Origin of the sequence: Nonomuraea sp. NPDC059007, assembly GCF_042740555.1 — a bacterium.
Classification (GTDB): domain Bacteria; phylum Actinomycetota; class Actinomycetes; order Streptosporangiales; family Streptosporangiaceae; genus Nonomuraea.
On sequence record NZ_JBHYJD010000017.1, the window covers coordinates 39280 to 65580 of the forward strand.

28 protein-coding genes are annotated in these 26301 nt (G+C 70.3%); 15 read left to right on the forward strand and 13 right to left on the reverse strand.

The window, feature by feature from the left end; all coding sequences use genetic code 11:
• Positions 1-876 (reverse strand): 4-hydroxy-tetrahydrodipicolinate synthase, encoded by an 876-nt coding sequence (dapA, locus tag ACFWY5_RS27135; RefSeq protein WP_379613211.1) that lies wholly within the window; start codon positions 874-876, stop codon positions 1-3.
• A gap of 71 nt (positions 877-947) precedes the next feature.
• Here dapA and ACFWY5_RS27140 point away from each other — a divergent pair, with 71 nt between their 5' ends.
• Positions 948-1823, forward strand: a complete 876-nt coding sequence (locus ACFWY5_RS27140) for a LysR family transcriptional regulator (RefSeq protein ID WP_379613210.1) — start codon at positions 948-950, stop codon at positions 1821-1823.
• Here ACFWY5_RS27140 and ACFWY5_RS27145 read toward each other — a convergent pair.
• The 3 genes from ACFWY5_RS27145 to ACFWY5_RS27155 are packed head-to-tail and all read right to left on the reverse strand — an operon-like array spanning position 1798 to position 3690.
• Entirely contained in the window at positions 1798-2736 is a 939-nt protein-coding gene (locus tag ACFWY5_RS27145; protein WP_379613209.1) for a serine hydrolase domain-containing protein, read from the reverse strand. The two genes, ACFWY5_RS27140 and ACFWY5_RS27145, sit on opposite strands and share 26 nt — an antisense overlap.
• 34 nt (positions 2737-2770) lie before the next feature.
• Positions 2771-3169, reverse strand: coding sequence for a VOC family protein (locus tag ACFWY5_RS27150; RefSeq protein WP_379613208.1), 399 nt, complete (start codon positions 3167-3169; stop codon positions 2771-2773).
• Positions 3170-3183: 14 nt separating this feature from the next.
• Positions 3184-3690, reverse strand: a complete 507-nt coding sequence (locus tag ACFWY5_RS27155) for a PadR family transcriptional regulator (protein ID WP_379613207.1) — start codon at positions 3688-3690, stop codon at positions 3184-3186.
• Positions 3691-3746: 56 nt separating this feature from the next.
• On the opposite strand from ACFWY5_RS27155, the gene ACFWY5_RS27160 reads away from it, so the two are divergent.
• From ACFWY5_RS27160 to ACFWY5_RS27175, 4 genes are all read left to right on the forward strand, one after another.
• Complete coding sequence (locus ACFWY5_RS27160) at positions 3747-5159, forward strand: MDR family MFS transporter (RefSeq protein WP_379635175.1); 1413 nt, start codon at positions 3747-3749, stop codon at positions 5157-5159.
• Between the two features lie 74 nt (positions 5160-5233).
• On the forward strand, positions 5234-6235 hold the full coding sequence (locus ACFWY5_RS27165; protein WP_379635177.1) for a polyprenyl synthetase family protein: 1002 nt from the start codon (positions 5234-5236) through the stop codon (positions 6233-6235).
• Positions 6236-6323: 88 nt separating this feature from the next.
• Positions 6324-6986: a hypothetical protein gene (locus tag ACFWY5_RS27170; RefSeq protein ID WP_379613204.1), complete on the forward strand. Its 663-nt coding sequence runs from the start codon at positions 6324-6326 to the stop codon at positions 6984-6986.
• Complete coding sequence (locus ACFWY5_RS27175; protein WP_379613203.1) at positions 6987-7604, forward strand: hypothetical protein; 618 nt, start codon at positions 6987-6989, stop codon at positions 7602-7604. It begins immediately after the preceding gene.
• 40 nt (positions 7605-7644) lie between these two features.
• On the opposite strand, the gene ACFWY5_RS27180 is transcribed toward ACFWY5_RS27175, so the two are convergent.
• Positions 7645-8361: a class I SAM-dependent methyltransferase gene (locus ACFWY5_RS27180; protein ID WP_379613202.1), complete on the reverse strand. Its 717-nt coding sequence runs from the start codon at positions 8359-8361 to the stop codon at positions 7645-7647.
• 125 nt (positions 8362-8486) lie between these two features.
• On the opposite strand from ACFWY5_RS27180, the gene ACFWY5_RS27185 reads away from it, so the two are divergent.
• Positions 8487-9884, forward strand: a complete 1398-nt coding sequence (locus ACFWY5_RS27185; protein ID WP_379613201.1) for an LCP family protein — start codon at positions 8487-8489, stop codon at positions 9882-9884.
• Here the strand turns inward: ACFWY5_RS27185 and ACFWY5_RS27190 are convergent.
• Complete coding sequence (locus ACFWY5_RS27190) at positions 9881-10354, reverse strand: tetratricopeptide repeat protein (protein WP_379613200.1); 474 nt, start codon at positions 10352-10354, stop codon at positions 9881-9883. The two genes, ACFWY5_RS27185 and ACFWY5_RS27190, sit on opposite strands and share 4 nt — an antisense overlap.
• A 70-nt stretch (positions 10355-10424) precedes the next feature.
• Between ACFWY5_RS27190 and ACFWY5_RS27195 the strand changes: the two genes are divergently transcribed.
• Both ACFWY5_RS27195 and ACFWY5_RS27200 read left to right on the forward strand, forming a co-directional pair.
• Positions 10425-11360 carry an ATP-binding protein gene (locus tag ACFWY5_RS27195; protein WP_379613199.1) on the forward strand — a complete coding sequence of 312 codons (936 nt, stop codon included), beginning with the start codon at positions 10425-10427 and terminating at the stop codon, positions 11358-11360.
• A gap of 88 nt (positions 11361-11448) precedes the next feature.
• Positions 11449-11835, forward strand: a complete 387-nt coding sequence (locus tag ACFWY5_RS27200; protein WP_379613198.1) for an SCO5389 family protein — start codon at positions 11449-11451, stop codon at positions 11833-11835.
• On the opposite strand, the gene ACFWY5_RS27205 is transcribed toward ACFWY5_RS27200, so the two are convergent.
• Complete coding sequence (locus tag ACFWY5_RS27205; protein ID WP_379613197.1) at positions 11804-12838, reverse strand: LLM class flavin-dependent oxidoreductase; 1035 nt, start codon at positions 12836-12838, stop codon at positions 11804-11806. The genes ACFWY5_RS27200 and ACFWY5_RS27205 overlap by 32 nt on opposite strands.
• A gap of 55 nt (positions 12839-12893) precedes the next feature.
• Here ACFWY5_RS27205 and ACFWY5_RS27210 point away from each other — a divergent pair, with 55 nt between their 5' ends.
• From ACFWY5_RS27210 to ACFWY5_RS27220, 3 genes are read left to right on the forward strand one after another with little or no spacing between them, the layout of a single operon-like run.
• Positions 12894-13379, forward strand: a complete 486-nt coding sequence (locus ACFWY5_RS27210; RefSeq protein ID WP_379613196.1) for an RrF2 family transcriptional regulator — start codon at positions 12894-12896, stop codon at positions 13377-13379.
• Between the two features lie 60 nt (positions 13380-13439).
• Positions 13440-13877, forward strand: coding sequence for a carboxymuconolactone decarboxylase family protein (locus tag ACFWY5_RS27215; protein WP_379613195.1), 438 nt, complete (start codon positions 13440-13442; stop codon positions 13875-13877).
• 4 nt (positions 13878-13881) lie between these two features.
• Positions 13882-15141, forward strand: coding sequence for an FAD-binding oxidoreductase (locus ACFWY5_RS27220; RefSeq protein WP_379635179.1), 1260 nt, complete (start codon positions 13882-13884; stop codon positions 15139-15141).
• Here the strand turns inward: ACFWY5_RS27220 and ACFWY5_RS27225 are convergent.
• Positions 15138-15809, reverse strand: coding sequence for a ribonuclease HII (locus tag ACFWY5_RS27225; RefSeq protein WP_379613193.1), 672 nt, complete (start codon positions 15807-15809; stop codon positions 15138-15140). The genes ACFWY5_RS27220 and ACFWY5_RS27225 overlap by 4 nt on opposite strands.
• Positions 15810-15819: 10 nt before the next feature.
• Positions 15820-16755, reverse strand: a complete 936-nt coding sequence (locus ACFWY5_RS27230) for a LysR family transcriptional regulator (protein WP_184959225.1) — start codon at positions 16753-16755, stop codon at positions 15820-15822.
• 79 nt (positions 16756-16834) lie between these two features.
• On the opposite strand from ACFWY5_RS27230, the gene ACFWY5_RS27235 reads away from it, so the two are divergent.
• The 3 genes from ACFWY5_RS27235 to ACFWY5_RS27245 all read left to right on the forward strand — a co-directional run bounded on the left by ACFWY5_RS27235 (position 16835) and on the right by ACFWY5_RS27245 (position 22095).
• The gene (locus ACFWY5_RS27235) at positions 16835-18118 is read left to right on the forward strand and encodes a pyridoxal phosphate-dependent aminotransferase (RefSeq protein ID WP_379613192.1); all 1284 of its coding nucleotides are present in this window, start codon (positions 16835-16837) and stop codon (positions 18116-18118) included.
• A 103-nt stretch (positions 18119-18221) separates the two neighbouring features.
• Positions 18222-18869, forward strand: a complete 648-nt coding sequence (locus ACFWY5_RS27240) for a GNAT family N-acetyltransferase (RefSeq protein WP_379613191.1) — start codon at positions 18222-18224, stop codon at positions 18867-18869.
• Positions 18870-19113: 244 nt separating this feature from the next.
• Complete coding sequence (locus ACFWY5_RS27245) at positions 19114-22095, forward strand: BTAD domain-containing putative transcriptional regulator (RefSeq protein ID WP_379635181.1); 2982 nt, start codon at positions 19114-19116, stop codon at positions 22093-22095.
• Between the two features lie 279 nt (positions 22096-22374).
• Here ACFWY5_RS27245 and ACFWY5_RS27250 read toward each other — a convergent pair whose 3' ends face one another.
• Entirely contained in the window at positions 22375-23775 is a 1401-nt protein-coding gene (locus tag ACFWY5_RS27250; protein WP_379635183.1) for a methyltransferase, read from the reverse strand.
• Positions 23776-23904: 129 nt separating this feature from the next.
• Between ACFWY5_RS27250 and ACFWY5_RS27255 the strand changes: the two genes are divergently transcribed.
• Positions 23905-24207 (forward strand): hypothetical protein, encoded by a 303-nt coding sequence (locus ACFWY5_RS27255; protein WP_379613188.1) that lies wholly within the window; start codon positions 23905-23907, stop codon positions 24205-24207.
• Here ACFWY5_RS27255 and ACFWY5_RS27260 read toward each other — a convergent pair.
• From ACFWY5_RS27260 to ACFWY5_RS27270, 3 genes are read right to left on the reverse strand one after another with little or no spacing between them, the layout of a single operon-like run.
• Positions 24182-25156, reverse strand: a complete 975-nt coding sequence (locus ACFWY5_RS27260) for an NAD(P)-dependent oxidoreductase (RefSeq protein ID WP_379635185.1) — start codon at positions 25154-25156, stop codon at positions 24182-24184. The genes ACFWY5_RS27255 and ACFWY5_RS27260 overlap by 26 nt on opposite strands.
• A gap of 35 nt (positions 25157-25191) precedes the next feature.
• Entirely contained in the window at positions 25192-25791 is a 600-nt protein-coding gene (locus tag ACFWY5_RS27265) for a TetR/AcrR family transcriptional regulator (RefSeq protein WP_379613186.1), read from the reverse strand.
• On the reverse strand, positions 25788-26300 hold the full coding sequence (locus ACFWY5_RS27270; RefSeq protein WP_379613185.1) for a GNAT family N-acetyltransferase: 513 nt from the start codon (positions 26298-26300) through the stop codon (positions 25788-25790). The genes ACFWY5_RS27265 and ACFWY5_RS27270 overlap by 4 nt, the downstream gene beginning before the upstream one ends.
• Position 26301 lies beyond the last annotated feature (1 nt).

Here is a 26301-nt window from a genome sequence, read left to right on the forward strand (position 1 = left end):
TCAGCCCATGGTGGACAGGGCGGCGACGGCCTGGGTGACCGACTGGGCTCCGGCGGGCAGGAGCGGCAGCCGTACCTCCGCGGTGGGGATCAGCCCGCGCTCGTGCAGCACCCCCTTGATCACCGCGGGGTTGGGCTCGGCGAAGAGCGCCGCGGACAGGCGCGCGAGCCGGTGTCCGAGCGAGCGCCCGAGTACGGCGTCCCCCGACTCCCAAGCCTCCACCAACGCGACGAACCGGTCCGTGGCCAGATGCGCGGAGGCCAGGATGCCGCCCGAGGCTCCCAGCGCGAGCAGCGGCGAGATGAACGCGTCGTCCCCGCCCAGCACCTCGAACCCGGTCGGCAGATCGGCCAGCAGGTCGACGGCGTCCTGGTCGATGCCGCCCACCGCGTACTTGACCCCGGCGATCATCGGGTGCGCGCCCAGTTGCCGCAGCGTGGCGGCGCAGACCGGCTGACCGGTCCGGTAGGGAATGTGGTAGATCACCAGCGGCACCGGCGACGCCTCGGCCAGCGCCTCGAAGTGCGCGATCACCCCGCGCTCCGACGGGCGCAGGAAGTACGGCACCGGCACCAGCGCCGCCGTCACCCCGGACGGCAACGCGCGCAGGGCGGCGATCGTCGAGCGGGTGTCGTTGCCGGAAACGCCCACGATCAGCGGAACATCCCGCTCACCGGCGACCCGCACACAGTTCCCGATCACCGCGGCGCGCTCCTCGGCGCTCAACATCGCGACCTCGCCGGTCGTGCCGAGCGCCACGAGCCCGCTCGCGCCCTGGTCGAGCACGTGGTGCGCGAGCTTCTCGAACGCCTCCAGATCGACCTGATCGCCCGCGGTGAAGGGCGTGATCAGCGGTACGTAGATTCCTCTCAGCATGCTCCGAGCGTGCGGCACGATCATTGATTAGGTCCAGCGCCGATTCCTACCGTCGAGCTTAAGCTTGTCTTATGCTCGACCCCCGCAAGCTCCACCTGCTGCGCGAACTCGCCCAGCGCGGCACCATCGCCGCCGTCGCCGAAGCCGCCAACTTCACCCCGTCGGCCGTGTCCCAGCAGCTCAGCGCCCTGGAACGGGAGGCCGGGCTGCCCCTGCTCGAACGCACCGGCCGCACGGTCAGCCTGACCCCGGCGGCCCAGGTGCTGGTGACGCACGCGCATGCCGTACTGGAAGAGCTGGAGCGGGCGACGGCGGCGCTCGCCGCGCTCAGCGGCGGGCCGGGCGGGCCGCTGCGGATCGGCGCGTTCCCGTCGGCGGCCAGGGTGCTGCTGCCGCGCGCGCTCGCCGAACTCGCGGCGGGCCACCCGGCGCTGGAGCCGATGGTGTCGGAGATCGACCCGGCGGACGTGTCGGCCGCGCTGCGGGCGGGCGAGCTGGACGTGGCGCTGGTGCACGAATACGACTTCGTGCCGCCTGTCGTGGATCTGGGGATCTGCGCCGAGCCGTTGTTCGAGGAGCCGATGTACCTCACCGACCGGCCCTCGATCCGGGACGCCCGCGACGACCCGTGGATCATGAGCAAACCGGGCACGCTCTGCCACACGATGGCGATCCGGGCGTGCCAGGCGGCCGGGTTCGAGCCACACGTACGGCACCACGTGGACGACTTCGACACCGTCCTCGCCTTCGCCGCCGCGGGTCAGGGCGTCGCGCTGGTGCCCGGCCTGGCCGCGCAGGCGCCGCCGCCGGGCGTGCGCCTGACCCCGCTGCCGCTGTCGCGTCGCACGCTCGTCGCCTTCCGCAAGGGGTACGGCCGGCACCCCGCGATCCTCGCCGCCGTGGCCGCGTTCAAGAGCGCGGTCACCCGCGGAGAACGGCGTCCATGACGGCGGCGGCGCTCGGCTGCCCGAAGTCGTTGTACTCGCCGGCCGCGATCGCCACGACCAGGTCCTCGCCCGGCACGACGAAGAGCCGCTGCCCCCCGTTCCCGAACCCGCCGAACCACCCGTCGCCCAGGTACCACTGATACCCGTACCCCGACCCGTCCTCCCGCGTGACGTGCCGCGTGAGCGACCGCGTGATCCACTCCCCGGGCACGACTCCCCGCCCGCCCTCCAGCACAACCTGCCCCAGGGCCGCCAGATCGCGCGGCGCCAGGCGCAGGCCGGAGGCGGCCGAGACCGTGCCGTCCTCACCCGCCATCCACTCGAACGAGATCCCGAGCGGATCGAACAACGTGTCGCGGGCGAAGGCGTCCAGGGTGGTGCCGACGCCCTTGGCGATCAGCCGGCCGATCAGGGCGGAGGCGCCGCCGCAGTAGTCCCAGCGGGTGCCGGGCTCCTCGACGACCGGGCGTTCCAGGATGTAGCGATAGCGGTCCGGCGCCATCTCCATGGCGATCTCGCTGTTGGCCGGGCTGGTGTAGGGGACGCTCTCATCCCATTCGAGGCCCAGCGTCATGGTCAGCGCGTGGCCGATCGTGTGGTTTCGCTTGGACGCGGCCAGGTCAGGGTACTCGGGGAAGGCGGCCATCAGCGGCTCGTCCGGATCGGGCACCATGCCCTTGCCCAGGGCGATGCCGTACACCAGAGCCGTGATGCTCTTCGTCACCGACCTGATGTCGTGCGGGGTGTCGCGGTCGAAGACCACGGTGCCGATCGAATCGTTCCACTTGAAGTCCTCGCCCTGGCCATAGCGCTCAAGGACCGTCTCGCCACCACGCACCACCACGAGCCCGTGCAGGCCGGGCGCGCGACCGTCGCGGATGACCTGGTCGACTCGTTCAGCAAGTTCCGTCATAGGGCATACCGTCCCATCTCACACGGTGTGAGAGTCAAGGCCGGTCGTGGTGGCACACCGCCTCCAGCATGATCCCCGCCGGATCCAGCCAGAACGTCGCGTAGTAGGGCGGCGGATATTCAGGGAAATTTCGGGGCTTCTGGAGGATCTGGCATTCCATCCCGATGGCCCAGTCATGCGCGGCTCGTACCGCCGACCGGCTCTTGACCATGAAGGCCAGATGTTGCAGCCCGGTCTGGTGCCTGCTGTAGGCGCTCTCCGTGACCGCCGGATAGAAGAAGAGATACGCGCCCGGTTTGCCCCCCGCCGGACGGAAAGCGAACTGATCGGCCATATCCAGGTACTTTTCGAAGCCCAGCAATGGCATCAGCGCGTCATAGTAGGTCCGCGCGCTTTCGAGGTCGGGAACGTTGACTCCGATATGACCGATCATCGGTAGATCATGGCCTATTTGGTGCGCAGCGCGTGGAGTGTTTCGTCGGCCCATTCGATCGTCGCGCGGGTCTGGGCCAGGCCGAGGCGCAGCGCGTACTTGCCGAACTTGGGATTCTCCGCGACCGGCGGCAGGCATTTCAGTTCGTCCAGGCGTTTCTGTGCACGCGCCTTGACTCGCTCGACTGCCGCGATGGCCTCGTCCGTGTCGAGAATCGGCAGGAGAAACGCCTGCAACGCGGTCTCGCTGCGGACGGTCGTGGCCGGCTCGCGATCGGCCAGCCACTCGCGCAGTTGCCGCGCCCCCTCGTCCGCGATCGTGTAGATCTTGCGCCCTCTCGCGCCCTCGGCCTCGACCGCCAGGAGCCCGTCACCGGCCATCCTCACCAGTTCCGGATAGATCTGGGTGTGTCCGGCCTGCCAGACATGGTTGAGCGAACCCTCGAACAGTTTGGCCAGGTCGTAACCGCTCGCCGGGCCCTTGGCGGCCAGCAGGCCGAGCAACGCGATCCGCAGGGACATGCTCCGGAGCATACCCAAGACTTGACATGTAAAGACTTACATATGAACCTTCACAGGTGCGGACTGACATAAAGCCCCAGAGCACCACCCTCCTCGTGGCCGCCGCGCTCGGCGGGATGTTCATCGCGATGCTGGACCAGACGATCGTGGGCACCGCTTTGCCCCGCATCACCCTGGAACTGGGCGGATCCGACCTCTACACCTGGGTCGTGACCGCCTACTTGCTCACCTCGACGGTGACAATGCCCCTGTACGGCAGGCTGTCCGACCAATACGGCAGAAAACCGCTGTTGCTGATCGGCATGGTCATCTTCGTCCTCGGCTCGGCCCTGTGCGGCCTCGCGCAGGACATGACCCAGCTCATCGCGTTCCGCGCGATCCAGGGCCTGGGCGCCGGCGCGCTGGTCCCGTTGTCGCTCGCGCTGGCGCTCAGCCTGTTCCCGCCCACCCAGGGCGGCAGCCGGGTGCAGGGGGCCATCGGCGGCGTCATGGCGCTGAGCTACCTGGCCGGGCCGTTCCTCGGCGGGCTGTTCACCGACCACGCGACCTGGCGCTGGGCCTTCTACGTCAACGTGCCGATCGGCCTGGTGCTGCTCGCCGTGGTCGCGCGCAGCCTGCCCCACCAGCCCGGCACCGGCCGCGAACGCCCCGACTACCTGGGCATCGCGATCTTCAGCCTGGCCATCGGCGCGCTGCTGATCGGCCTGACCGAAAAGGGCATCGACGGCAACACCTGGACCAGCCTGCCGGTGCTGGGGCCGATCGGGCTCGCGCTGGCGCTGCTCGCCGTCTTCGTCCTCGTGGAACGGCGGGCCGCCTCGCCGGTCATGCCCATGCACCTGTTCGCCGGCCGCAGCTACACGCTGGTCAACGTGACCTCGTTCTTCACCGCGTTCGTCATGTACACCGGCGTCGTGTTCCTGCCCCGCTACTTCCAGGAGGCGCTCGGCGAGGACGCGACCACCTCCGGCCTGCGCATCTACCCGCTGATGCTCGGCATGCTGGCGGGCAGCTGGATCATGGGCGTTCTCATGGCCAGGACCGGCGTCTACAAGCCGTGGCTCGTCGCCGCGCCCGCCCTGATGATCGTCGGCACGCTCCTCTGCCTGAACCTGACCGTCCACACCCCGAACTGGCTGCTCATCGTCTGGATGTCGCTGATCGGGCTCGGCATGGGCCCCATGCTGTCCGGCCTGACGGTCGCCGCCCAGGCCTCCGTCGCACCCCAGTACCTCGGCACCGCCTCGGCCAACCTGAACTTCTTCCGCCACATCGGCGGCTCCGTCGCCCTGGCCCTGGCCGGAACCACCTACACCTCCGTCCTGACCGAGCAGGCCCCGCTCCACGGCCTGCCCGCCGCCCACGCCTCCGCCGCCGCCCTGATCATCCCCGTCCTGGGAGTGGCCGGCGCCCTGGTCGCCCTGCTGGCCCTGATCGCCCTCCCCAACACCCGCCTCGCCCTCCCGTGAGGCTGGTGGGTCTCCTGAGAAAAAACTCAGCGTCTCTCAGGTACGGCACAGCCACAGCGACGCAGTCTGGAGGTATGGATCAGTTGCTGCGAAACCCGGCGATCGTCAACGGCCTCCGCAAGGTGGAAACGCGCGTAGCGCGACTGAGCGGCTCCTCGGCGCTGCCGGGGATCAACGCCGGTGCCTCCCGTGTGATCAACTCCGGCGGCAAACGCCTGAGACCCGCGCTGACGCTCGCCACGGCGATGGCGTTGGGCAAGACCCCCGACAGAAGGGTCATCACCGCGGCGGCCTGCGTGGAACTGATCCACGCGGGCTCACTGGTTCACGACGACCTGATGGACCGCGCGACACAACGCCGGGGCGCGGCGACGCTCAACGCCGACCTGGGCGACGGCAAGGCCCTGGTCATCGGGGACTTCATGCTGGCCAGAGCGGGCCTGGCCGCGATCACCTCGGTCTCGCGCCCGGTCGCCGAAGTGCTGGCGGCCACGGTGGTGGAGCTGGCCGAAGGCCAGTACCTGGAGACGACGGACCTGTTCAACCCGCACCGCACCGAGGCCGGCGCCCTGCGCTCGATCACCGGCAAGACCGCGGCGCTCTTCCGCGCCAGTTGCCTGGTGGCCGCCGTCTGCGCGCAGGCCTCCCCGGAGGACCGGGCGAGGGTGGCCGCGTACGGCGAGCGGTTCGGCCTGATCTTCCAGATCCTCGACGACCTCCTCGACCTGACCGCCACCAGCGAGCAACTCGGCAAACCCGCGGGCAACGATCTCAAGCAGGGCGTCTACAGCCTCCCGCTAATCCTCGCAAAAGCGAACTTCCTCACAAACGGTGATATATCACTACAAAGGGGAATTTCTGATGAGCAAGTAGCCGAGATCCTCACCAGGCTCCGCCAGACCAAGATGATCGAGACGACCATCGAATACTGCCGCGGACTGGCCGCCGACGCCCTCGCCGCGCTCCCCGAGATCGGCGACCACGAGATCGCCGGAATCCTCTACTCTCTGCCCACCTCATACATCGACACAATCATCAGAACCATCAACCGACCTGCACTGACATCCACGAGTTGAGATTTGTTGGAATGATTGGCAGGAAAGCCAGTCAAATTCCAGAAACTGTGCTCATACTGGATTCACCGGGCCATCCAGGAGCACGCTGATGCGGAAGTCATCCCCCTCACCGGGGCCGCTCGAAGCGACCCACTTCCTCCAACTCGCCGCCGTGGACTTCAGCGGCATCTACCAGGTCCACCTGGCCGCGAAGGAAGAACGGCTCAAGATGACCAGGCTCGCGATGAGCCTGTTGTCGGTGCCGTTCCTCGCCACGATCGCGCTGACCAGTGCCAAGGTCGTCAATCCCCATGATCTGACGACCTGGCAGACCGTTCCCCCGTACCTCTTCGCGCTGGTGGCCGCCTTCGGCCTGCTGGGGGTGCTGCCGTTCCTGCGGCTCATCGAAGCGGTCAACGCGCACGGCAGGACGGCCAGGGCCATCAACAACTTCCGCCTGCTGTACACGGCACAGTTGAAGGACGAGCTCGACTGGACACCCAACCTGCCCGTCGACCCGCGCTTCCCGGAGACCTACGCGCCGCTGACCTGGCCGGGCATCAACGTGATGATGATGGCCCTGGTCAACTCGGCGTACCTGACGGTCGGGGTGACCGGGCTGTCCAGGACGTACCCGAACCTGCTCCTGCTGCTGACCAGCATCCTGCTCGTCGCCCTGGTGCACTACTCGATCTACTACGTGCGTTGCAACGTGACAAGACGCCGCCGGCTCCCCCACAACCCCTACAAGTTCCCGAATATGGAGACGTAAATGGACAGCCCAGTGCAATGGGCGTCATGTGGGGAGGCGTGGATCGGCCTGATCCGCCATGTCTGGATATCCGGCGTCCCGGCCGACGACGACCGCGGCCCCGTCATCGAAGGCCCGCCCGTGCTGGTCGAGATCACCCGCCCGCGCCCCGCCGACCCCATCGTCGAGCGGTACGGCGACGCCGCCAAGCTGGCCCTCTACACCAGGAAATTCACCGAAGACACGATCGTGGAGCCGTTCAAATACAGCTATGGCGCCCGTATCAAGGGCCAGTTGACCTGGGCGGCGGAGTTGCTGCGGGCCAGGCCGTACAGCAAGAGCGGCTGGATCTCCCTGACCACCCCAGGCGAGCCGTACGACTCGGTCCCCTGCCTGACCGGCCTCGCCTTCCGGGCAAGAGACGACCGCCTGCTGATGACCGCCACCTTCCGCTCCCAGAACGCCTTCACCAGCTACCTGAACTACCTCCCGCTCGCGGACGTCCAGGCCGAGATGGCGCGGAATCTCGGCCTGGACCAGGGCCCGATGCGCGTGTTCGTGGACGTCCCCCACCTCTACCTCGCCGACGCCGGCGCCGCCCTCCGCGTCATGCGCCCCGCCCTCCCCCGCCTCCTCTGACCCCAGCCCACCCGCGACTCAAAGCCCGCACGCTGCAGACTCACCGCTTGCCGGCCTCCACCATCCGGGTGGCGAACCATGGCCCGCCGTACCAGAACCGCCAGCCGAGGTCGCGCCGGCGTACGTCGGAGGCGCCGAGGCCGCGCAGGACCGCCTCGTACTCCTCGGTGCGCTGGAAGTCGGCGATCAGCAGCCGGCCGCCCGGCGCGAGCACGCGGTAGGCCTCGCGCACGGCCTCGGCGCGCCCTCCGGCGGTGCCGATGTTGTGGATCGCGAGGCTGGAGACGACCGTGTCGAAGCTGTCGCTGACGAACGGCAGCGCCCGCATGTCGCCGGTGACCAGTTCGATCCGGTCGGCGACGCCTTCCGCCTCGGCGTTGGCCAGGGTGGCGGCGGCGTGGTTGCCCGACTGGTCCTTGGCGCGCCACAGGTCGAGGCCGGTCGCGTACCCCTTGGACAGCCGTCGCGCGGCGGCCATGAGCACCGCGCCGCGCCCGCAGCCGAGGTCGAGCACGCGTTCGCCGCCGTCGAGGTCGTCGAGCTCCCCCGCCCAGATCTCGAACTTTCCCCGGCGTGTGGTGTACGCGTAGCTGAACGCGCTGGCCAGGGTATATAGACCTCCGAGGAGGAAGGCGAGGCCGGCGGGGAGCACGTCGTAGGCGAAGGAGACGATCGTGAGAGCCAGCAGCACAACGGCTCCCACGACCAGTCCCGCGAAGGGCAGCGGCGCGTCGAATCCATATTTTCCACGTCTCACACTCACGTTATATCGCAAGTTTCCGTTGCCGTGAATTGACGCGCCACAACCCGGATTTTGTCCCAATCATCCCTAAACCGTTACTAATCTGAGACGGATCTGCTCGAAACGGGGGTTGGCAGGGGATGGCAGCCAGAGATCGCGAATTCAGCCTCGGCGCCAGCATCGCGCTGACCTTCGGCTCGGCCTTGCTGTGGGGCGTGGCCCACCTGGCCACCGGCCGGCGGCGTACCGGCCTGGCGCTGATGGCCGTCTACGCGCTGCTGCTCGCCTCCGTGCTGACCGTGATCACCGTCCTGGGCAGCCATCTGCTGTCGCTGGCGGTCCAGCCGAGCTGGCTGACCACCCTGACGATCACGCTGATCGCGATCGCCGTCGCCTGGTCCACGGTGATCATCTGGTCCTATGCCCTGGTACGGCCGGCCGCCTCCGACACCGCCGCCCGCAAGGCCACCACGATCCTGGCCGTCGTCCTGTGCGTCCTGGTCGTCGCCCCGACCGCCTACGCCGCCCGCCTGGCCTATGTCTCGCGCGACGTGGTCACCAGCCTGTTCAACAACACGAACACCGCCCCCGTCGTCGCCGCCGACCCCTGGAGCGGGGCCGACCGGGTCAACATCCTGCTCATCGGCGCCGACGCCGCCGCCAACCGGCCGGGCGTGCGTACCGACAGCATGACCGTGGCCAGCGTGGACGTGGCCACCGGCGCCGCCACCCTGCTCGGCCTGCCGCGCAACCTGGAGAACGTGCCGCTGCCCGCCGGCCCGGCCCGCCAGCGCTTCCCCTATGGCTTCACCGGCGAGCCGCCGTACACGCCCGGCCTGCTCAACGAGGTCTTCCAGTACGCCGAGGACTACCCCGAGATGACCCCAGGCGTGCACAAGGGCCAGCGCGGCCCGGCCCTGCTCAAGCAGACGATCAGCGGCATCCTCGGCATCCCGGTCACCTACTACGCGATGGTCGACATGTATGGCTTCGCCCAGATCGTCGATGCGATGGGCGGGGTCAAGGTCACCATCAAGGAACCCATCGTCTACGGCAAGTACCGCGAGGGCCTGCTGCCCGCCGGCACCCGCAAGCTCTCCGGCGAGGAAGCGCTCTGGTACGGCCGCTCGCGCACCGACAGCGACGACTACGTCCGCATGGGCCGCCAGAAGTGCCTGCTCAACGCGGTCGCCAAGCAGGCCGACCCGATGACCGTGCTCAACAGCTTCGAGAGCCTGGCCACCGCCACCAAGCGGGCCATCTCCACCGACATCCCGCAGAGCCTGCTGCCCGCCCTGGTCGACCTGGCGCAGAAGGTCAAGGACACCAGGATCCGCAGCCTCAGCTTCGTGCCGCCGCTGATCAGCACCGCCTACCCCGACTGGCAGCTGATCAGGCGGAAGGTCGAGCAGGCGCTGGCCGAGCGCCCGGCGAACAAGACCGCCACCGCCCCCGGCGAGCGGCCGACGCCCACGCCCACGCCCACGCAGGAACCGAGCGCCGACCGCCCGATCGCCCTCGACGAGACCTGCGGTTAGTCCACGACCAGGTCGAGGTTGTCGGCGTAGTAGGCGAGCGCGCGGCCGTACCCACCGGCCTGCTCGCCCTCGGACACCAGCTTCAGCAGGGAGCTCACCGCCTCGCGGTGGGCTCCCTTGTTGTGCAGCGCCATCGCGCGGAAGGCGCGCAACGCCGGATCGCCGGGGAACTCGGCCAGCCCGCGCTCCAGCGTCTCCAGCGCCTCGTCATAACGGCCGAGCACCCGCAGCGTGCTGCCGAACCCGGTGAACACCCCGATCCGGTCATCGGCCCGCAGTTCAAGCGCCTTCTCGTAGTACGGCACCGCCTCCTTCTCCAGGCCGAGCCGGTCGTGCGCGTAGGCCGTCTCCCGCGCCACGTCCGGATCACCCGGATACGCGGCCGACAACTCCAGCAGCGAAGCGCGTGCCTCCTCCAGCTTGCCCTCTCGGTTCAGTTCCGCGACTCGCGCCAAAGCTTCTTCTCTCATGGCCGCAGTGTGGCATGATGAGCCCACCCAAGAACGAAAACGGTTTTCAAAACCAAAGGGAGGCTCCGGCGTGCGCGTGGCATTCGTGGGGAAGGGCGGCAGCGGCAAGACCACCATGTCCGCGCTGTTCGCCAGATATGTGGCCGGCCAGGGCAGCCCGGTCGTCGCCGTCGACGCGGACATCAACCAGCACCTCGCGCTCGTGCTCGGCCTCGACACCCAGCCGGAGCCGCTCGGCGCCCGCCTCACCGAGATCAAGGACCTGCTGCGCGGCGACAACCCGCGCATCCCCTCGGCCGCGGCCATGGTCAAGACCACCCCGCCGGGGCGCGGCTCGCGGCTGCTGACGTTCGAGGACCTGCCCTACACGGTCCCGACGCCCGAGGGCCCGCGGCTCATGGTGACCGGCCCGTTCGGCGAGGAGGACCTCGGCGTCGCCTGCTACCACTCCAAGGTCGGCGCGGTCGAGCTCCTGCTCAATCACCTGGTGGACGAGGCCGGCGAGTACGTCGTGGTCGACATGACCGCCGGCGCCGACTCCTTCGCCTCCGGGCTGTTCACCCGTTTCGACCTGACCGTGCTCGTCGCCGAGCCGACCCGGCAGGGCGTCAGCGTCTACCGGCAGTACCGCGACTACGCCGCCGACTTCGAGGTGCCGATCGCGGTCGTCGGCAACAAGGTGCAGGACCCCGGCGACGTCGAGTTCCTGCGCGAGCACGTGGGCGACGACCTGCTGACCTGGATGGAGCACTCGCCGGCCGTGCGCGCGCTGGAGCAGGGGCGGCCGTTCGCGCTGGCCGATCTGGAGACCGGCAACCTCGACGCGCTGGCCGTACTGCTGAAGCAGCTCGACGCGCAGCCCAAGGACTGGGCGCGGTTCGGCCGTCAGACGGCCGAGTTCCACCTGCGCAACGCCCGCGCGTGGGGCAACGAGCGCACCGGCCTCGACCTCGCCACGCAGATCGACCCCGGCTTCGTGTACGGCCCTGCCGCGCTGGCCCAATAGACGACTGTCCCCCTCCCGCCATCTGGAGCCCTCCGGGGCTCTCACCTAGCGTCAGATAGATCCCTTTCTTCCATAGTGAGGAGACAGCATGTCGCTGACCGTTCCGAACGATCTGCTCGATCGGGCCCGTGCCGGGGAGGTCGACGACGCGGCCTTCGTCGCCTGCGTGCGCGACTCCCTGCCCTACGCCTGGTCGGTGATCAGCGAGCTGGTCCAGCAGCGTGGTCAGAGCGGCGCCGAGTTCGCCGACAACCAGGTACCGCCGCCGTCGGAGGAGGCGCGGGGACAGCTCCTGCGCTGCCTCGCCAGCGACTCGATGCGCGGCGCGCTGGAGCGCCACTTCGGGGTACGGCTCGCCTTCCAGAACTGCCACCGGGTCGCCGTCTTCGACCCGTCGGCCGAAAAGGCGCTCGCCGAGTTCGTGACCCCCAGGGCGCAGATCCTCAACCAGAAGCCGGAGCTGGTGGACTGCTAGCCGGCAGCGCGGGGCCCGGCGGTGTCGGCCGCCGGGCCCTCGGCAGCACCTCCCGCCCGAGGCGGCGGATGTTGTCCAGAGTCCGGTCCGGCCCGCCGCCCTCGACCATGAGGATGAGGTGGCGCAGGCCGGTGACCTCGGCGGTGCGCCGGATCCGCTCGACGCAGAGATCGGCGTCGCCGACCGGGTGCACCTGACTCAAGAAGTCCACATATTTCGGGATATCGCGGGGCGGGCGGGGCCGGCCGTCCACTGGCACGTATCCCGCCAAACCCGGCTCCAGCCAGCGCGGCATGGCCTCCTTGAGCTCCCTGACCGCCTGCTCGGTCGAGTCCCCCACGAACCCCACGGCGGCGGCCACGTGCCCGCCGACGCCGCCCGACAGCGCCGCGTGCTCGCGCAGCAGGCCCGCCTTCTCCTCGTCGCCGACGTGCATGCCCAGCAGCATCGGCAGCCCACGCTCGGCCGCCAGCGCCAGCGTCGCCCGCGACGTGCAGGCCACCACCGGCCGCATCCGGGCCGCCGGGACCATCTCCACCTCGCGGAAGCGGAAGAATTCCCCGTCGGCCGCGACCCGCTCCCCCGACATCGCCGCGCACAGCAGGTCGAGCGACTCGGCGAACCCGCGCTCGTAGCGCTCCACGCCGGTGCCGAGCACCTCCAGCTCCAGCCACGGCCCGCCGCGCCCGACCCCGAGCGTGAACCGGCCGCCGGACAGGTGGTGCAGCATCGCCGCCTGCTCGGCCAGCGCCACCGGGTGCCAGGCCGACAGCACGCTGACCGCCGTACCGACGCCGATGCGCCGGGTCCGGCCCAGGGCCAGCGCGGCGAGCGTGGTGGCCGACGGGCACACGCCGTACGACATGAAGTGATGTTCGGCGATCCACACGTCGTCGAACCCGGCCGCCTCGGCGGCCTCGATCCACTCCACGGCCTGGGCCAGCGCCTGACCGGCGTCCTGCCCGGGAAACTGGGCCGCGATCAGAAAGATCCCGATACGCACCCCTCAGATGCTAACCGGGTTGCGCTTCCTATTCTGGAGGTCTAGTATCCAGAATATGCGGATGAACGAGGGCGTCGAGTGGGCGCTGCACAGCTGCGTCAACATGACGTGGCTCGACCCAGAAGAGGCGGTCACGGCGAAGAAGCTCGCCGCCTTCTACGAGCTGCCCGCCGCCTACCTCAACAAACAGCTTCAGTCCCTGGTGAAGGCGGGCATCCTCACCTCGATCTCGGGCCCGCGCGGCGGCTTCAAGCTGGCCAGGCGGCCCGACCAGATCACGCTGCTCGACATCGTGACCGCGATCGAGGGTCGCGAGGACGCGTTCCGCTGCGAGGGCATCCTGCGCAAGGGTCCGGGCGGCCGTGACGACGTGGACTACCGCGCGCACTGCGAGGTCGCGGTGGCCATGCGGCAGGCCGACCTCGCCTGGCGCAAGTCACTGGCGGGCAAGACCGTCGCCGACATCGCCGCGACCGTCCAGCGCAAGCATCCGCGCACCCGCGAGGGCACCCGTGCCCGCTTCGAGAGCCTGCGCACCTGAGCGGGCTTCTCCCGCGACCAAATTCTAGATATCAAACATCCAGGAAAGCGAGAATAACGCATGAGCGCCCGCATCGAGATCGCCACCGCCGGGTACCAGGGCCTGCTGGCCGTCGAGGCCCACCTGCGCCGCTGCGACGTCCCCCAGAGCACCCTGGAACTGCTCCGCCTGCGGGTCAGCCAGATCAACGGCTGCGGCTACTGCGTCGACATGCACGCCCGCGACGCCAAGCGGGCCGGCGAGAGCGACGAGCGCCTCTGGTCCGTGGCCGCGTGGCGCGAGGCGCCGTACTACACCGACGAGGAGCGCGCCGCCCTGGCCCTGGCCGAGGCCGCCACCCGCCTGAGCGACAACCCGGCCGGCGTGCCCGACGACGTCTGGGACGCCGCCGCCGACCACTACACCGAAGAGCAGCTCGCCGCCCTGATCATGGCCATCGCCAACATCAACGCCTGGAACCGCATCAACGTCACCATCCGCAAACCCGCTGGAGCGTAAGACCATGAACATCGAGAACTTCGACGGCCCGATCCTGCGCCCCGGCGACGCCGCGTTCGAGCAGGCCACCAAGCCCTGGAACCTGGCGATCGAGCAGCCCGTCCTGGCCGTCGCCCACGCCGCGCACGCCGCCGACGTGGCCGCGCTGGTCCGCCACGCGGCAAGGAACGGCCTGACCGTCACCACCCAGCCGAGCGGCCACGGCGCCAGCGGCGACACCGAGGGCACGATCCTCCTGCGCACCTCCCGCCTCGACGAGGTCACCCTGGACGGCCGCGTGGCCAGGGTCGGCGCCGGCGTCAAGTGGGGCAGGCTCCTCGAAGCCGCCAGTCCCCTCGGGCTGACCGGCCTGGCCGGCAGCACCCCCGCCGTCAACGTGACCGCCTACACCCTCGGCGGCGGGCTGAGCTGGTTCAGCCGCATGTGGGGCTGGGCCGCCGACAGCGTGCGCGCCTTCGAGATCGTCGACGCCGAGGGCGCGCCGCGCCGGGTGAGCGCCGAGTCCGACCCCGACCTGTTCTGGGCGCTGCGCGGCGGTGGCGGCGACTTCGCGGTGGTGACCGCCCTGGAGATCGACCTGCACCCCGCCCCCCAGCTGTACGGCGGGCGGCTGCTCTGGCCGGCCGAGCGGGCCCCCGAGGTGCTGGAGGCGTTCCGGCGAGTGACGGCCGTGGCGCCGGACGAGCTGACCCTGTGGCTGGACCTGCTGCAGTTCCCCGGCGCCCCGCCGTTCGTGGCGCTCGACTCCACCTACCTCGGCCCGGAGCGGGAGGCCAAGGCGCTGCTCGCGCCGTTCGGCAGGATCGCCGGCCTGATCTCCGACAGCCACGCCGAGCTGCCCGTGCACGAGCTCGGCTCCATCGAGCAGGAGCCGACCGACCCGGGCCCCGGCCAGTCGCACGCCGAACTGCTGCCGAGCCTGGAGCACGCGGCGGCGCTGCTGAGCGAGCCCATCGACCCGCTGCTCAGCGTGCAGATCCGGCACCTGGGCGGGGCGCTGGCCCGGCCGTCGGACAGCGCGGCGGGGGCGGTGGCCGATCCGTACCTGCTGTACATGTTCGGCATCCCGGGCACCGGTGACGTGGAGGGCAAGGAGATCGCGCTGGCCGCCGCGCTGGGCGGGGAGGGGCGCAAGCCGTACACCTTCCTGAAGCCCGGGGAGAAGGCGGCGCAGGCGTTCGGCGCGCGCGCCCACGAGCGGCTGCGGGAGATCAAGCGGCGGCGCGACCCCAACGGCGTCTTCCGCGCCAACTACCCGATCTAGCCGAACAGGGACTCCTGGCCCTCGAAGGCGAGCGGGTCGCGGTGGCGCTTCAGGTGGCGCCACTTCGGCAGGTCGTCGAGGTAGGACCAGGACAGGCGGTGGTGGGGCGTGGGACCGTGCTCGGCCAGCGCGGTCAGGTGGATGGGCGAGGGGTAGCCGGCGTTGTCGGCGAAGCCGTACTCGTCGCAGCCGATCGTGCCCATGTACGCGTCGCGGCGCACCTTGGCCAGCACCGAGGCCGCCGCCACCGAGACGCTCACCGCGTCCGCCTTGACCTCCAGGCGGACCGGCCAGGGCGGGCCGATGTAGTCGTGGGCGCCGTCGAGTATGACCGCGTCCGGGCGCACCGGCAGGGACTCGAGCGCCCGTCTGGCCGCCCGCGACAGCGCCTCGGTCATGCCCAGCGTGTCGATCTCCGCGTGGGACGCCTCGCCGAAGCCGATGCCGGCGGCCCATGACTCCAGGTCGCCGATGAGGCCCTCGCGGCGGCGCTGGGTGAGCTGCTTGGAGTCGGTCAGCCCCGCCGGCGGCTCGGACAGGTCGCTCACCACGGCGCAGACCGTGACGGGCCCCGCCCAGGCGCCCCTGCCGACCTCGTCGACGCCCGCGACCAGGCGGGTGCTGGGCAGGGCGAGCAGCTGCCGCTCGATGTCGTAGGTGGGCGCCATGCGGCAGAGGCTATCGCTCGGCCAGCCGCAACTGCTCCAGATCGGCCGCGATGTAGCGGGCGGCCACGTGGATGGCCCGCAGGGTCACCGACACCGACGGCCGGTGGACGCTGGACGTGCGGGCCACCGCGTGCACCTCCCTGCCGACCGGATCGCCGGGGAAGGTGCGCACCGCGATGCCGCGCACGCCCGCCGCCAGCGCCAGGGACGGGACCGCGGCGATCCCGATGCCCTTGGCCACCAGCGACAGGATCGTCCCGAGTCCCTCGAACTCCCACGGCGTGGGCTTGGTGCCGCCCACGTCGACGAACAGCCGGTCCACGGCCAGGCGGGACGGCTCGCCGTCCGGGGTCGCCATCCACGGCTCGTCGCGCAGTTCCGCCAGGTCGAGGGGGATGTCGGGGTCGGCCAGCCGGTGCTTGCGCGGCACCACGAGCACCAGGGGGTCGTGCAGGAGGGGGAAGACCCGGGTGCTGTCGCTGTCGCGGGCTCTGCCGTACCAGTCGTCGATGAGCGCGATGTCGACCTCACCCGCCTGCACCTCGCGCATGCCGCGGCCCGAGCGGCTCTGCCCGAGCCGGAGCGACAGCTCGGTGTGGCGGCGCAGCGTACGGGCGAGCGCGGGCGCGAAGGCGACCGCGGCCGTCGGGAAGGCGGTCAGGACCACGCGCCCGGTGGGGCTGCCCGCCTGGGCGGAAAGGTCGGATTCGGCCTCCTCGACCATGGCCAGGATGCGCTCGGCGTGGGCCACCAGACGGCGTCCGGCGTCGGTCAGCTCGGCGCTGCGCGCGGTCCGGTCGAGCAGCGCCGTACCGGTCTCCCGCTCAAGCGCGACGAGTTGCTGGGAGACCGCGGACGGGCTGTAACCGAGCGCCGTGGCGGTCGCGGCGATGCTGCCCCGGCGGGCGAACTCGCAGATCAAGGTCAGACGGCGCAGATCGAGCATCGGACTTCCTTATGCCTACCCACATGAAGCCTCGCTTGTACTTATGCCTCTATCCAACCACGCTGGGAACGTGACAAACATGACGGTTACCCTCTCCGCCACGCTGGCGGCCAACGAGGACATCGAGCGAAGACGGCGCGCCGGGGAACGCGTGCTCAATCTCGCTTTCGGCGAGGCGGGGCTGCCCGTCCACCCGGCGCTGCGCGACAAGCTGGTCGCCGCATCCGAGCGCAACGGCTACGGGCCGGTCGCGGGGGCGGCCGAGCTGCGCGAGGCGGCGGCGGGCTACTGGAACCGGCGGGGGCTGGCGACCGACCCCGACTACGTGGTGTGCGGGCCGGGCAGCAAGTCTCTCCTGTACGGCATGATCCTGGCGCTGGGCGGCGACATCGTGATGACCGCGCCGAGCTGGGTCAGCTACGCGGCCCAGGCCGACCTGGTCGGCGCCAAGCCCATCATGGTCCCGGCGCCCCCCGGCGAGGGTGGGGCGCCCGATCCCGACAAGCTCGTCTCAGCGGTGCTGCACGCGCGCACCCAGGGCAGGACCGTACGGTCGCTGCTGGTGACGCTGCCCGACAACCCCACCGGGCGGCTCGCGTCGCCGCGGACCATCCACCGGCTGGTGGAGGTCGCCCGCGAGCTCGACCTGGTCATCATCTCCGACGAGATCTACCGGGATCTGCTGCACGACACGGCGCTGCCGTACACCTCTCCGGCCGACCTCGCGCCCGAGCGGACGGTCATCACGACGGGGCTGAGCAAGAGCCTGGCGCTGGGCGGCTGGCGCATCGGCGTGGCACGGCTGCCGGACGGCGCGAGCCAGTTGCGCAGGCAGCTGCTCGCGGTGGCCAGCGAGATCTGGTCGGCGCCGGCCGCGCCGGTCCAGGACGCCGCGGCCTACGCCTTCACCGAACCGCCCGAGCTGGTGGAACGCGTCAACCAGAGCAGGCGCCTGCACGCCAAGGTGTCGCGGGCGGTCTACGACCGGTTCGTCGAGGCCGGCTGCGCGGTGGCGAAGCCGCAGGGCGGCTTCTACCTCTACCCGGACCTCGGCCATCTGCGGCTGGGCGGCTCCGCCGAGGTCACGCGGATCCTGCTCGACGAGCACGGGATCGGCGTCCTGCCCGGCCACGCCTTCGGGGACGACCCCTCGGCGGCGCGCGTACGGGTGGCCACGAGCCTTCTCTACGGGGAGAGCACCGAGGAGCGACTGACCGCTCTCACCTCGGCCGACCCGCTGTGCCTGCCGTGGATCTCCGGCAGCCTCGACCACCTGCTCATGGGACTCAAAGAACTGTCGGTGCGGCGGCCACGTGAACGGCACCGCTCGCTGGTGTCACAGTTGGGCGAATCTTTGGGCTGATTCCTCAGGTTGACCTGCGAAAACACCCTGTTTTCCGCAACCCGCGAATGTTGACACGCGTCACGTGGTTACAGGTGGGCACAGCAGCCCTCATCATGTGCTCATGCCCGCTCTTGTCACCTTGTCCGGGCGCCTCGTGCGCCTGGAACCTCTCAGCCTCGCGGCGGTCGAAGACCTCGCCGCCGCGGCGAGTGAAGACCGCTCCACGTATGCCTTCACTCGCGTCCCGCATGGCCGGGACGAGGTTGCCTCCTATGTGGAGGCCGCCATGGCTGAGCAGGCGGAGGGCCGCACGATGCCCTTCGCCATCCGGTGGCTGCACACCGACCGTGTGGTCGGTGCCACCCGTCTGATGAACCTGGAGTACTGGCAGGGCCCCATGCCCTGGCCTCCGGGTGCTCGCGCGACGGTGGGCGACGTCCCGTCCGTGGCGGACATCGGTTACACCTGGCTGGCCGCTTCGGCCCAGGGCACAGGTGTGAACCGGGAGAGCAAGTTCCTGATGCTCTCACTCGCCTTCGAGACCTGGAACGTCCACCGCATCACGCTCAAAGCAGATGTAAGAAACGAACGGTCCCTGGCCGCCATCGAGGCCCTCGGCGCACACTTCGACGGGGTGCGGCGAGCGGAAAGCCGAGGCGCCGACGACACGGTCCGAGATACCGCGTTCTACTCGATCTTGAGCTCAGAATGGCCCGCGGTCCGAGAACGCCTGTCCGGCAGACTCGGGCTTGTCGAGGCCGCCGCATAGCAACCGTCCGCTAAGGCCCCGCCCGACATATCAGGGCGGGGCCCCTCATATCTATGGGGACGGGCACGGCCGCCCCCGTATCGGGGCCATGCCCGCTGCACTATCAGCATCACCGGCCAGGCTCAACACCCGATCAACGCCGAATCAACGCTTCGGTTAACGAATTGGCTCATGCCTATGTGTTAGGCAAGTATGGATCTATCATTTGGTAACAAATCGTTCCATTGCCTGGGAGACACACGGCATGGCTGGTCACGCCATCGAAAGCGAACTGCGCTTCGCTGTGCTCGGTCCCGTTCGCGCGTGGCGCGGCGGCCAGGAAGTCGATTTGGGTACCCCGTTGCAGCGCTCCATTCTGGGCATGCTTCTGCTGCGGGAAGGCCGGGCGGTCACGCCGACGGAGATGATCGACGCGGTGTGGGGCGAGGAAGCGCCGCCGCGCGCGCTGGGCGCCCTGCGCACCTACGTCTCCCGGCTGCGCACCGTGCTGGAGCCCCACCGTCCCGCGCGCACCCGTCCCGAGCTGCTGACCTCCGTCGGCCGGGGGTACGCGCTGCGCCTGCCGGACGGCGCCCTCGACCTGACCCGGTTCGAACGCGGCATCGCCGAGGCCGAGGCCGCCCGCCGGGCGGGAAAGCCCGCGGAGGCGGCCGACGGCATGCGCGGCGCGCTGGCGTTGTTCGAGGGCGAGCCGCTGGCCGGCGCCGTCGGCCCGTACGCCGACCACCAGCGCGACCGGCTGATCGAGCGCCGGCTCAGCGTGGTCGAGACGCTCATGGACGTCGACCTCGAACTCGGCAACCATCCCGCGATCGTCTCGGAGCTGGTCGCGCTGACCGCCGACCACCCGCTGCGTGAACGGCTGCGCGCCCAGCTGATGCTGGCCCTGTACCGGTGCGGCCGGCAGGGTGACGCGCTGGCGGTGTTCACCGACACCCGCGAGGCGCTGATCGAGGAGCTGGGCGTGGAGCCCAGCCGCGAACTGACCGTGCTGCACCAGCGCATCCTGGCCGCCGACCCGGCGCTGGCCGTCTCGATCGTGGTCGACCTCGCCGACGACACCGATGAGGCGGAGGAGCCGGCGCACGAGCTGCCGCGCCCGGCACAGTTGCCCGCCGCGGTCAACGACTTCACCGGCCGCAAGGAGATCGCCGGACGGCTGCGCACCCTGCTGTCCTCGGCCCAGAGCGGCACCCACGAGGGCGTCCCGGTCGCGGCGATCTGCGGCATCGGCGGTGTGGGCAAGACCGCGCTGGCGGTGCACGTGGCGCACCTGTCCGACGACCAGTTCCCCGACGGCCAGCTCTATGCCGACCTGCGCGGCTACACCGACGAGGCGACCGCGCCGGAGTCGGCGCTCGGCGCGTTCCTGCGCGCGCTGGGCATCCCGCCGGACGTGATCCCGGAAGGGCTGTCGGAGCGCTCGGCGCTGTACCGGTCGCTGCTGGCCGAGCGGCGCATCCTGGTGCTGCTGGACAACGCCCGCGACGCCAAGCAGGTCAGCCCGCTGCTGCCGGGCACACCCGGGTGCGCGGCGATCGTCACCAGCCGGGTCAAGCTGGCCGACCTGCCCTCGGCCCGCCTGATCGACCTGGACGTGATGGAGCCGGACGAGGCGCTGTCGCTGTTCGCCACCGTGGCCGGGCCCGAGCGGGTGGCCGCCGAGCACGGCGCGGCCATGGACGTGGTCGCCGCGTGCGGGTTCCTGCCGCTGGCGGTGCGGATCGTGGCCGCCCGGCTGGCCGCCCGCCCCTCCTGGACGGTCGCCTCGCTGGTGCCGCGGCTGGCCGACGAGCAGCGCCGCCTGGACGAGCTGCGGGTGGGCAACCTGGCCGTCGAGGCCACGTTCGCGCTCGGCTACGGCCAGCTCGACGCCGGCCAGTCGCGGGCCTTCCGGCTGCTGTCGCTGCCCAACGGGCCCGACATCTCGGCCGGGGCGGCCGCGGCGGTGCTGTCGATGAGCACGTTCGAGACCGAGGACCTGCTGGAGTCGCTGGTCGACGCCAGCCTGCTGGAGGCGCCGGCGCCGGGCCGCTATCGCTTCCACGATCTGCTCAAGCTGTTCGCCCGCCGTACCTTGGAGAAGTCGGAGCGGCCGCAGGCGCGCACGATGGCGTTGCGGCGGCTGCTCGGGTTCTATCTGGCCTCCTGCCAGTCGGCGCACCGGCTGGCGTACGAGGGCAGCATGATCTCCGACAATCTGGTCGTGGTCGGCAGCGGGCATGTCTTCACCTCGGCCGACGACGCGGTGGCGTGGCTGATCGCCGAGGGCGACGCGCTGTTCGCCGCGATCAACCAGGCCGCCTCCGCCTCGCGCACCGGCGAGCAACTGCTGCCCGCGGCCGACATGCTGCTGGCGATGGAGCCGCTGCTGGAGTCGGGCACCCACACCCGCGAGTTCGACCTGGCCACCCGGGCCGTACTGGCCACCGGGCAGCGCATCGGCGACGCCGGCAGCGAACTGCGCGCCCGGTACGTGCTGGGCCGCGTGTTGTTCGCCGGCAACCAGCTCCAGCAGGCGGAAGAGCAGTTCAGGATCGTGCACGAGCTGTCGGTGGACCGCGAGGAGAAGGTCGTCACCGGCGAGGTGCGCAACGCGCTGGCCGTCGTCGTTGGCCGCCAGCGCCGCCACACCGAGGCGCTCAACTGGTTCGACGCCGCCATGGAGTTCTACCGCGAGAACGGCGTGCCCGCCGGCGAGGCGCTGGTCCTGTCCTACTCCGCCCGCGAGCACCTCGGCCTCGGCCGCCCCGAGGACGCCATCGCGGCGGCGGAGAAGGGCCTGGCCATCTTCACCGAGATCGGCAGCGGCGCCGGCACCGCCCGCGCCCGCTACCACCTCGGCATCGTCCTGTCGCGGGTCGGCCGCATCGCCGAGGCCGTCCACCACCACGCCGAATGCCTCTCCTTCTTCCGGGCGAGCAAGCAGCGGGTGTGGGAGCAGCGGGTCTGCTCGCGCCTGGCCGAGACGTTCATCACCGCCGAGCGCTACTCCGACGCCGTCCGCCACGCCGAGCAGGCGCTCGTGGTCAGCAGGGAGATCGGCCACCCCTACGGCGAGGCGCTCTCGCTCGCCGTCCTCGGCAAGGCGCTGATGGGCCTGGGGAGCACGACCCGCAGCACCGACTGCCTACGTCAGGCCTTCGACATCTTCTCCAGGCTCGGCGCCCCCGAAGCCGGGGACATCAAGGCCCTCCTTGACAACGCTCAGGTCGTCGAGACCTGAGTACAGCTCGTCGTCGAGTCGCGTCATCCATACGTGGTTGATCAAGGCTGCCCCTTGGTGGGAGCGGAAGGTTACAGCCCGGCCGGTCATCTACCGCCACGCTTCGCTAGGGGGCCCGGTTATCCGGATGCTCCACGTGGCGGCTAGCCGCCTCACTTGACGACCGGCCGGACCAGACACGAACCTCGAACCCCCCAGGTCCGTGCCTGTGCGCTTAGCGTCTCCTGCCCCTGTCAACGTCCAATCAACGCGGAATCAATGTCCTTTTCCGTTGACGGCTCACACGTGGAAGAAGCCTTCCGCGATGAGCGGGCGCAGGGCGTCGGCGTCGAGTTGCTCGCCGTCGCCCACCAGTTCCGCGATCACGTTGAGCAGCGGGCCCAGGGCCAGGTCTCCGTCGCAGACCCCCGCCAGGGCCGCCTCCACCGTGCCCACGTCCCGTGTCCTGCGCAGGCCCCGGGTCTGGCGGAGCACGATCTTCATCGGGTCCTCGGCGCCCGGCCGGCCGACGCGCTCGTCCAGCAGGCCCTCGACCGTACGCAGGCGGGCCGCCTCCAGACCGGTGGCGCGGTGGGCGGCGGCGATCGCGTCGAGGACGCCGTCCACGTACTGGCCCACCGGGAGCTCCACCTGGTGGGTCAGATGCTCGACCCTGACCACCGGGTCCAGGCTGCCGGAGTTGCGCAGGGTGATCCAGCCGAAGCCGATCGCCTCGACCTTGCGCTCGTCGAACCACGACAGCCACTGATCGTAGTGCCGGGAGTAGCCGGGGGTGCCCTGTTCGGCCGCGTCCTTGAGCCACAGCTCCACGTACTCGGCCGGGTCCTGGACGTCGCGCTGCACCACCCAGCCGTCGCAGCCGGTCTCGCCCAGCCAGCCGCCCACGCGGTCGCGCCAGTCCTCGCCCTCGACGTGGAGCCAGTTGGCGAGGAAGTGGGCCTGGCCGTCGGGGTTGAGGTGGCGGGGGGCCTGCCGTACCAGAGCGCGGCAGAAGTCGTCGCCGCCCACCTCGCGGTAGGTGAGCTTGCCGGCGGGTGAGATCACGAACGGCGGGTTGGAGACGATCAGGTCGAACAACTCGTCCCTGACGGGCTCGAACATCGAGCCCGTCCTGGCGTCGACGCCGGTGACGCCGGACAGCGCCCAGCTCAGGCCGGCCAGTTCGACGGCGCGCGGGTTGACGTCGGTGGCGGTGATCCGCTCGGCGCGCCCGGCCAGGTGGAGCACCTGTACGCCGCAGCCGGTGCCCAGGTCGAGCGCGCGCTCCACCGGGCGGCGGGTGACGAGCTGGGCGAGGTTGGCCGAGGCGCCGCCCGCGCCCACCACGTGGTCGGGGCTCAGCGCGGGGTCGCCGGGGCGTACCTTGCGGTCGGAGACGAGGTAGCCGTCGGTCTCCCAGGGCTGCAGGTGGACGGTGGCCCGTACCTCGTCGCCGGCGGTCGTGACCAGGCCCGAGGCCAGGACCTCGGGGGCGACGCTCTTGGCCGGGACGGGGACGCCCAGCCAGAACAGGCGGATCAGGGTGGCCAGCGGGTCGCGTTCGGCCGTGCTCCGCAGGGCGGGGACCAGTTCCTCACGCGCGAGCGCACCGGCCGCCACCGCGCCCAGTCGGTCGCGGACTCCGTCGATGGTGTAGCCGGTCTCCAGCAGATGCTCGCGCAGTCGTTCCACGGATCCCATCCTTCCACCGCGGACCGCAACTCACCCAGACACCGACGCAAGATCAGAAACTCTGCGTAACCATACTGTTACGGAGCTACCCAAGCGTTCTGCAAGCGGGCAGTAAGGCGCCCGCGGTATCTGTAGGAGGTGCTGATCCCCTGCCTCGCCTGCGAGTCCCGGTTCAGGCCCGACGAGTACTTCCGCGCCTGCACCGACTACAACCGCGGCCTGGACCTGGTCTCGTGGATCTGCCCGAGCTGCGGCAACCACGACGACCTCAGGGTGCTGCCGGGCGAGCTGGGTTTCGGCTACCCCTATCGCGGGCGCTTCGCCGTGCACGACCGGCTGCGGGTGCCCGGCCTGCGCAGGCAGCGCGGCGAGCTCAGGCTCGACATCTCCCTCGACGCCCACAGCTGGCGGATCGCTACAAGAGTCCGGCTACCGGTATGACCGGCGGGCAGAGGTAGGCGGGCTCCTCTCCCCGCAGGGTGCGCCCGATGTCGGCCACCAGCGCGTGCGCGTGCTCGACATGGCTCTCTCCAGTGGCCGCGCCGAGGTGCGGGGTGAGCACCACGTTCTGCAGCCTGGTCAGCGGGTGGGCGGGGTCCAGCCACTCCCCCTCGAAGTGGTCGAGGCCGGCGCCGCCGAGCTGCCCCCACCGCAGGGCGTCCACCAGCGCCGACAGGTCGTGCAGCGCGCCGCGCGAGGTGTTGAGGTAGATCGCTCCCGGGCGCATCGCGGCGAACTCGGCGTGGCCCATGAAGCCGCGCGTCTCCTCGGTCACCGGCACGTGCAGGGAGACGATGTCGGCCTCGGCGATCAGTTCCGGCAGCGTGTGGGCGGCGTCGGGGGTGTAGGGGTCGCAGGCGATCACGTTCAGGCCCAGGCCCTGGCCGCGCCAGCGCAGCGCCCTGCCGACCCGGCCCAGGCCGACGATGCCGAGCGTGCGTCCGGACAGGCGCAGGCCGCGGTGGCGCTCGGAAGGGGGGATTCTGCCCCGGTAGACGCGGCCGCGCCGTACCTCGCGATCGGCGGTCACCACGTGGCGGCTGACCGCGAACAGCAGCGCGATCGTGAGCTCCGCGACCGCGTCGGGGTCGCGGTCGGCGGCATGGAGTACGGCGACGCCGCGCTCGGCGGCCAGCGCCAGGTCGACGTTCGTCGGCGAGCCGACACAGGCCACGATGTCGAGCGGAAGGGACAGGACCGACGCGCGGACCTGGTCACCCTCTGTGACGATCACCGAGGCGCCGGTCTCGATGACGAGGTCGGCGAGTTGCTCGTCGGAGAAACCGAGGCTGGGCCGGGCGGGAACCTCGGCCAGGTCGGCGATCTCGCCCAGGCTGGCGAGAGCGGTCTCCGGCAGGGTGGGCAGGACCAGCGCCCGAGGTCGTCTCACATTTGTGACAATAACATCACAGAGGGTATTCGTCCCTATGCGTCCGGACGTTGGCGCAGGCTCTGCCACGCGGCCTCGCCCAGGCCTTTGATCTCCTCGTCGGTGGGCGTGTGGGCGCCGGCGAACCACAGGCGGCACATTTCCTGGGCGGGGCCGAGCCACAGCACGTAGCACATGGTCGCGTGGACGGGCTGGAGCAGGCCGTTCTTCATGTGCGGCTTCCACCAGTCGGAGACCTGGCGGAAGAACGCGCGGCGGGCGTCGGCGACCTCCTGGCCGCCGGGCTCGTTCTTGCGCGGCGGGCGCTCGCTGACCAGGATGCGGGCGCGTTCGGGGTGCTCGCCGGCCCAGCGCATGTGGAAGGCCACGACCGCCTCGATGCCGTCGCGCGCCTCGTTCCGGCTGGTCAGCTCGGCCAGGAACTCGGCCTGGTAGACGGCGAGGATCTCGGAGTAGAGCACGCCGAAGACGTGTTCTTTGCTGGCGAAGTGGTGGTAGAAGCTGCCGACGCTGACGCCGCTCTCCTCACGGAGGCTGGCCAGCGTGGTGGCCGACACCCCGTCCTGGCTGAAGCGGCGGAGGGCACCCTCGATGATGCGGGTACGGCCGTCGCGTCCGTTCTTGACACTCTTCACGCAGTCAATGGTGAGCCAACAGAACCTTGTTCCGCAAATACCACTGCCTGCTTGATCATAGCGGTCACCTCGACCGAACCGGAAGAGACCGTCAATTTCGCGTCGGGCCAGGCCCTGCGGATCAGGCGCAGGGCCCGCCGGTTCTCGCCGAGAACGTCCATGGCGACGGTGGTCGCGCCGCGGATGGCGGCGCGGATCAGCAGCGTGTCGACCAGTCTCGGCCCGAGGCCGATCCCCTGCCACCGGTCGGTGACGACCACGGCGACCTCGACGTCGGTGCGGCAGCCCCGGTAACTCATCGCGTGGGCGACGATCTCGCCCTCGTGTACGGCGACCAGCGCGTCCCTGAGCTCGTCGATTTTCATCAGCGCACCGATCAGGCCGGCCGACGGGCGGCTGAACCCCGTGAAGAACCGCAGCGTCTGCGTGTGCAGCGACAACCCCGCGAGGAAGCACCGGAGCGCGGCCTCGTCCCCTGTCCTTATGGGGCGAATCTGGGTTCCCTTCATA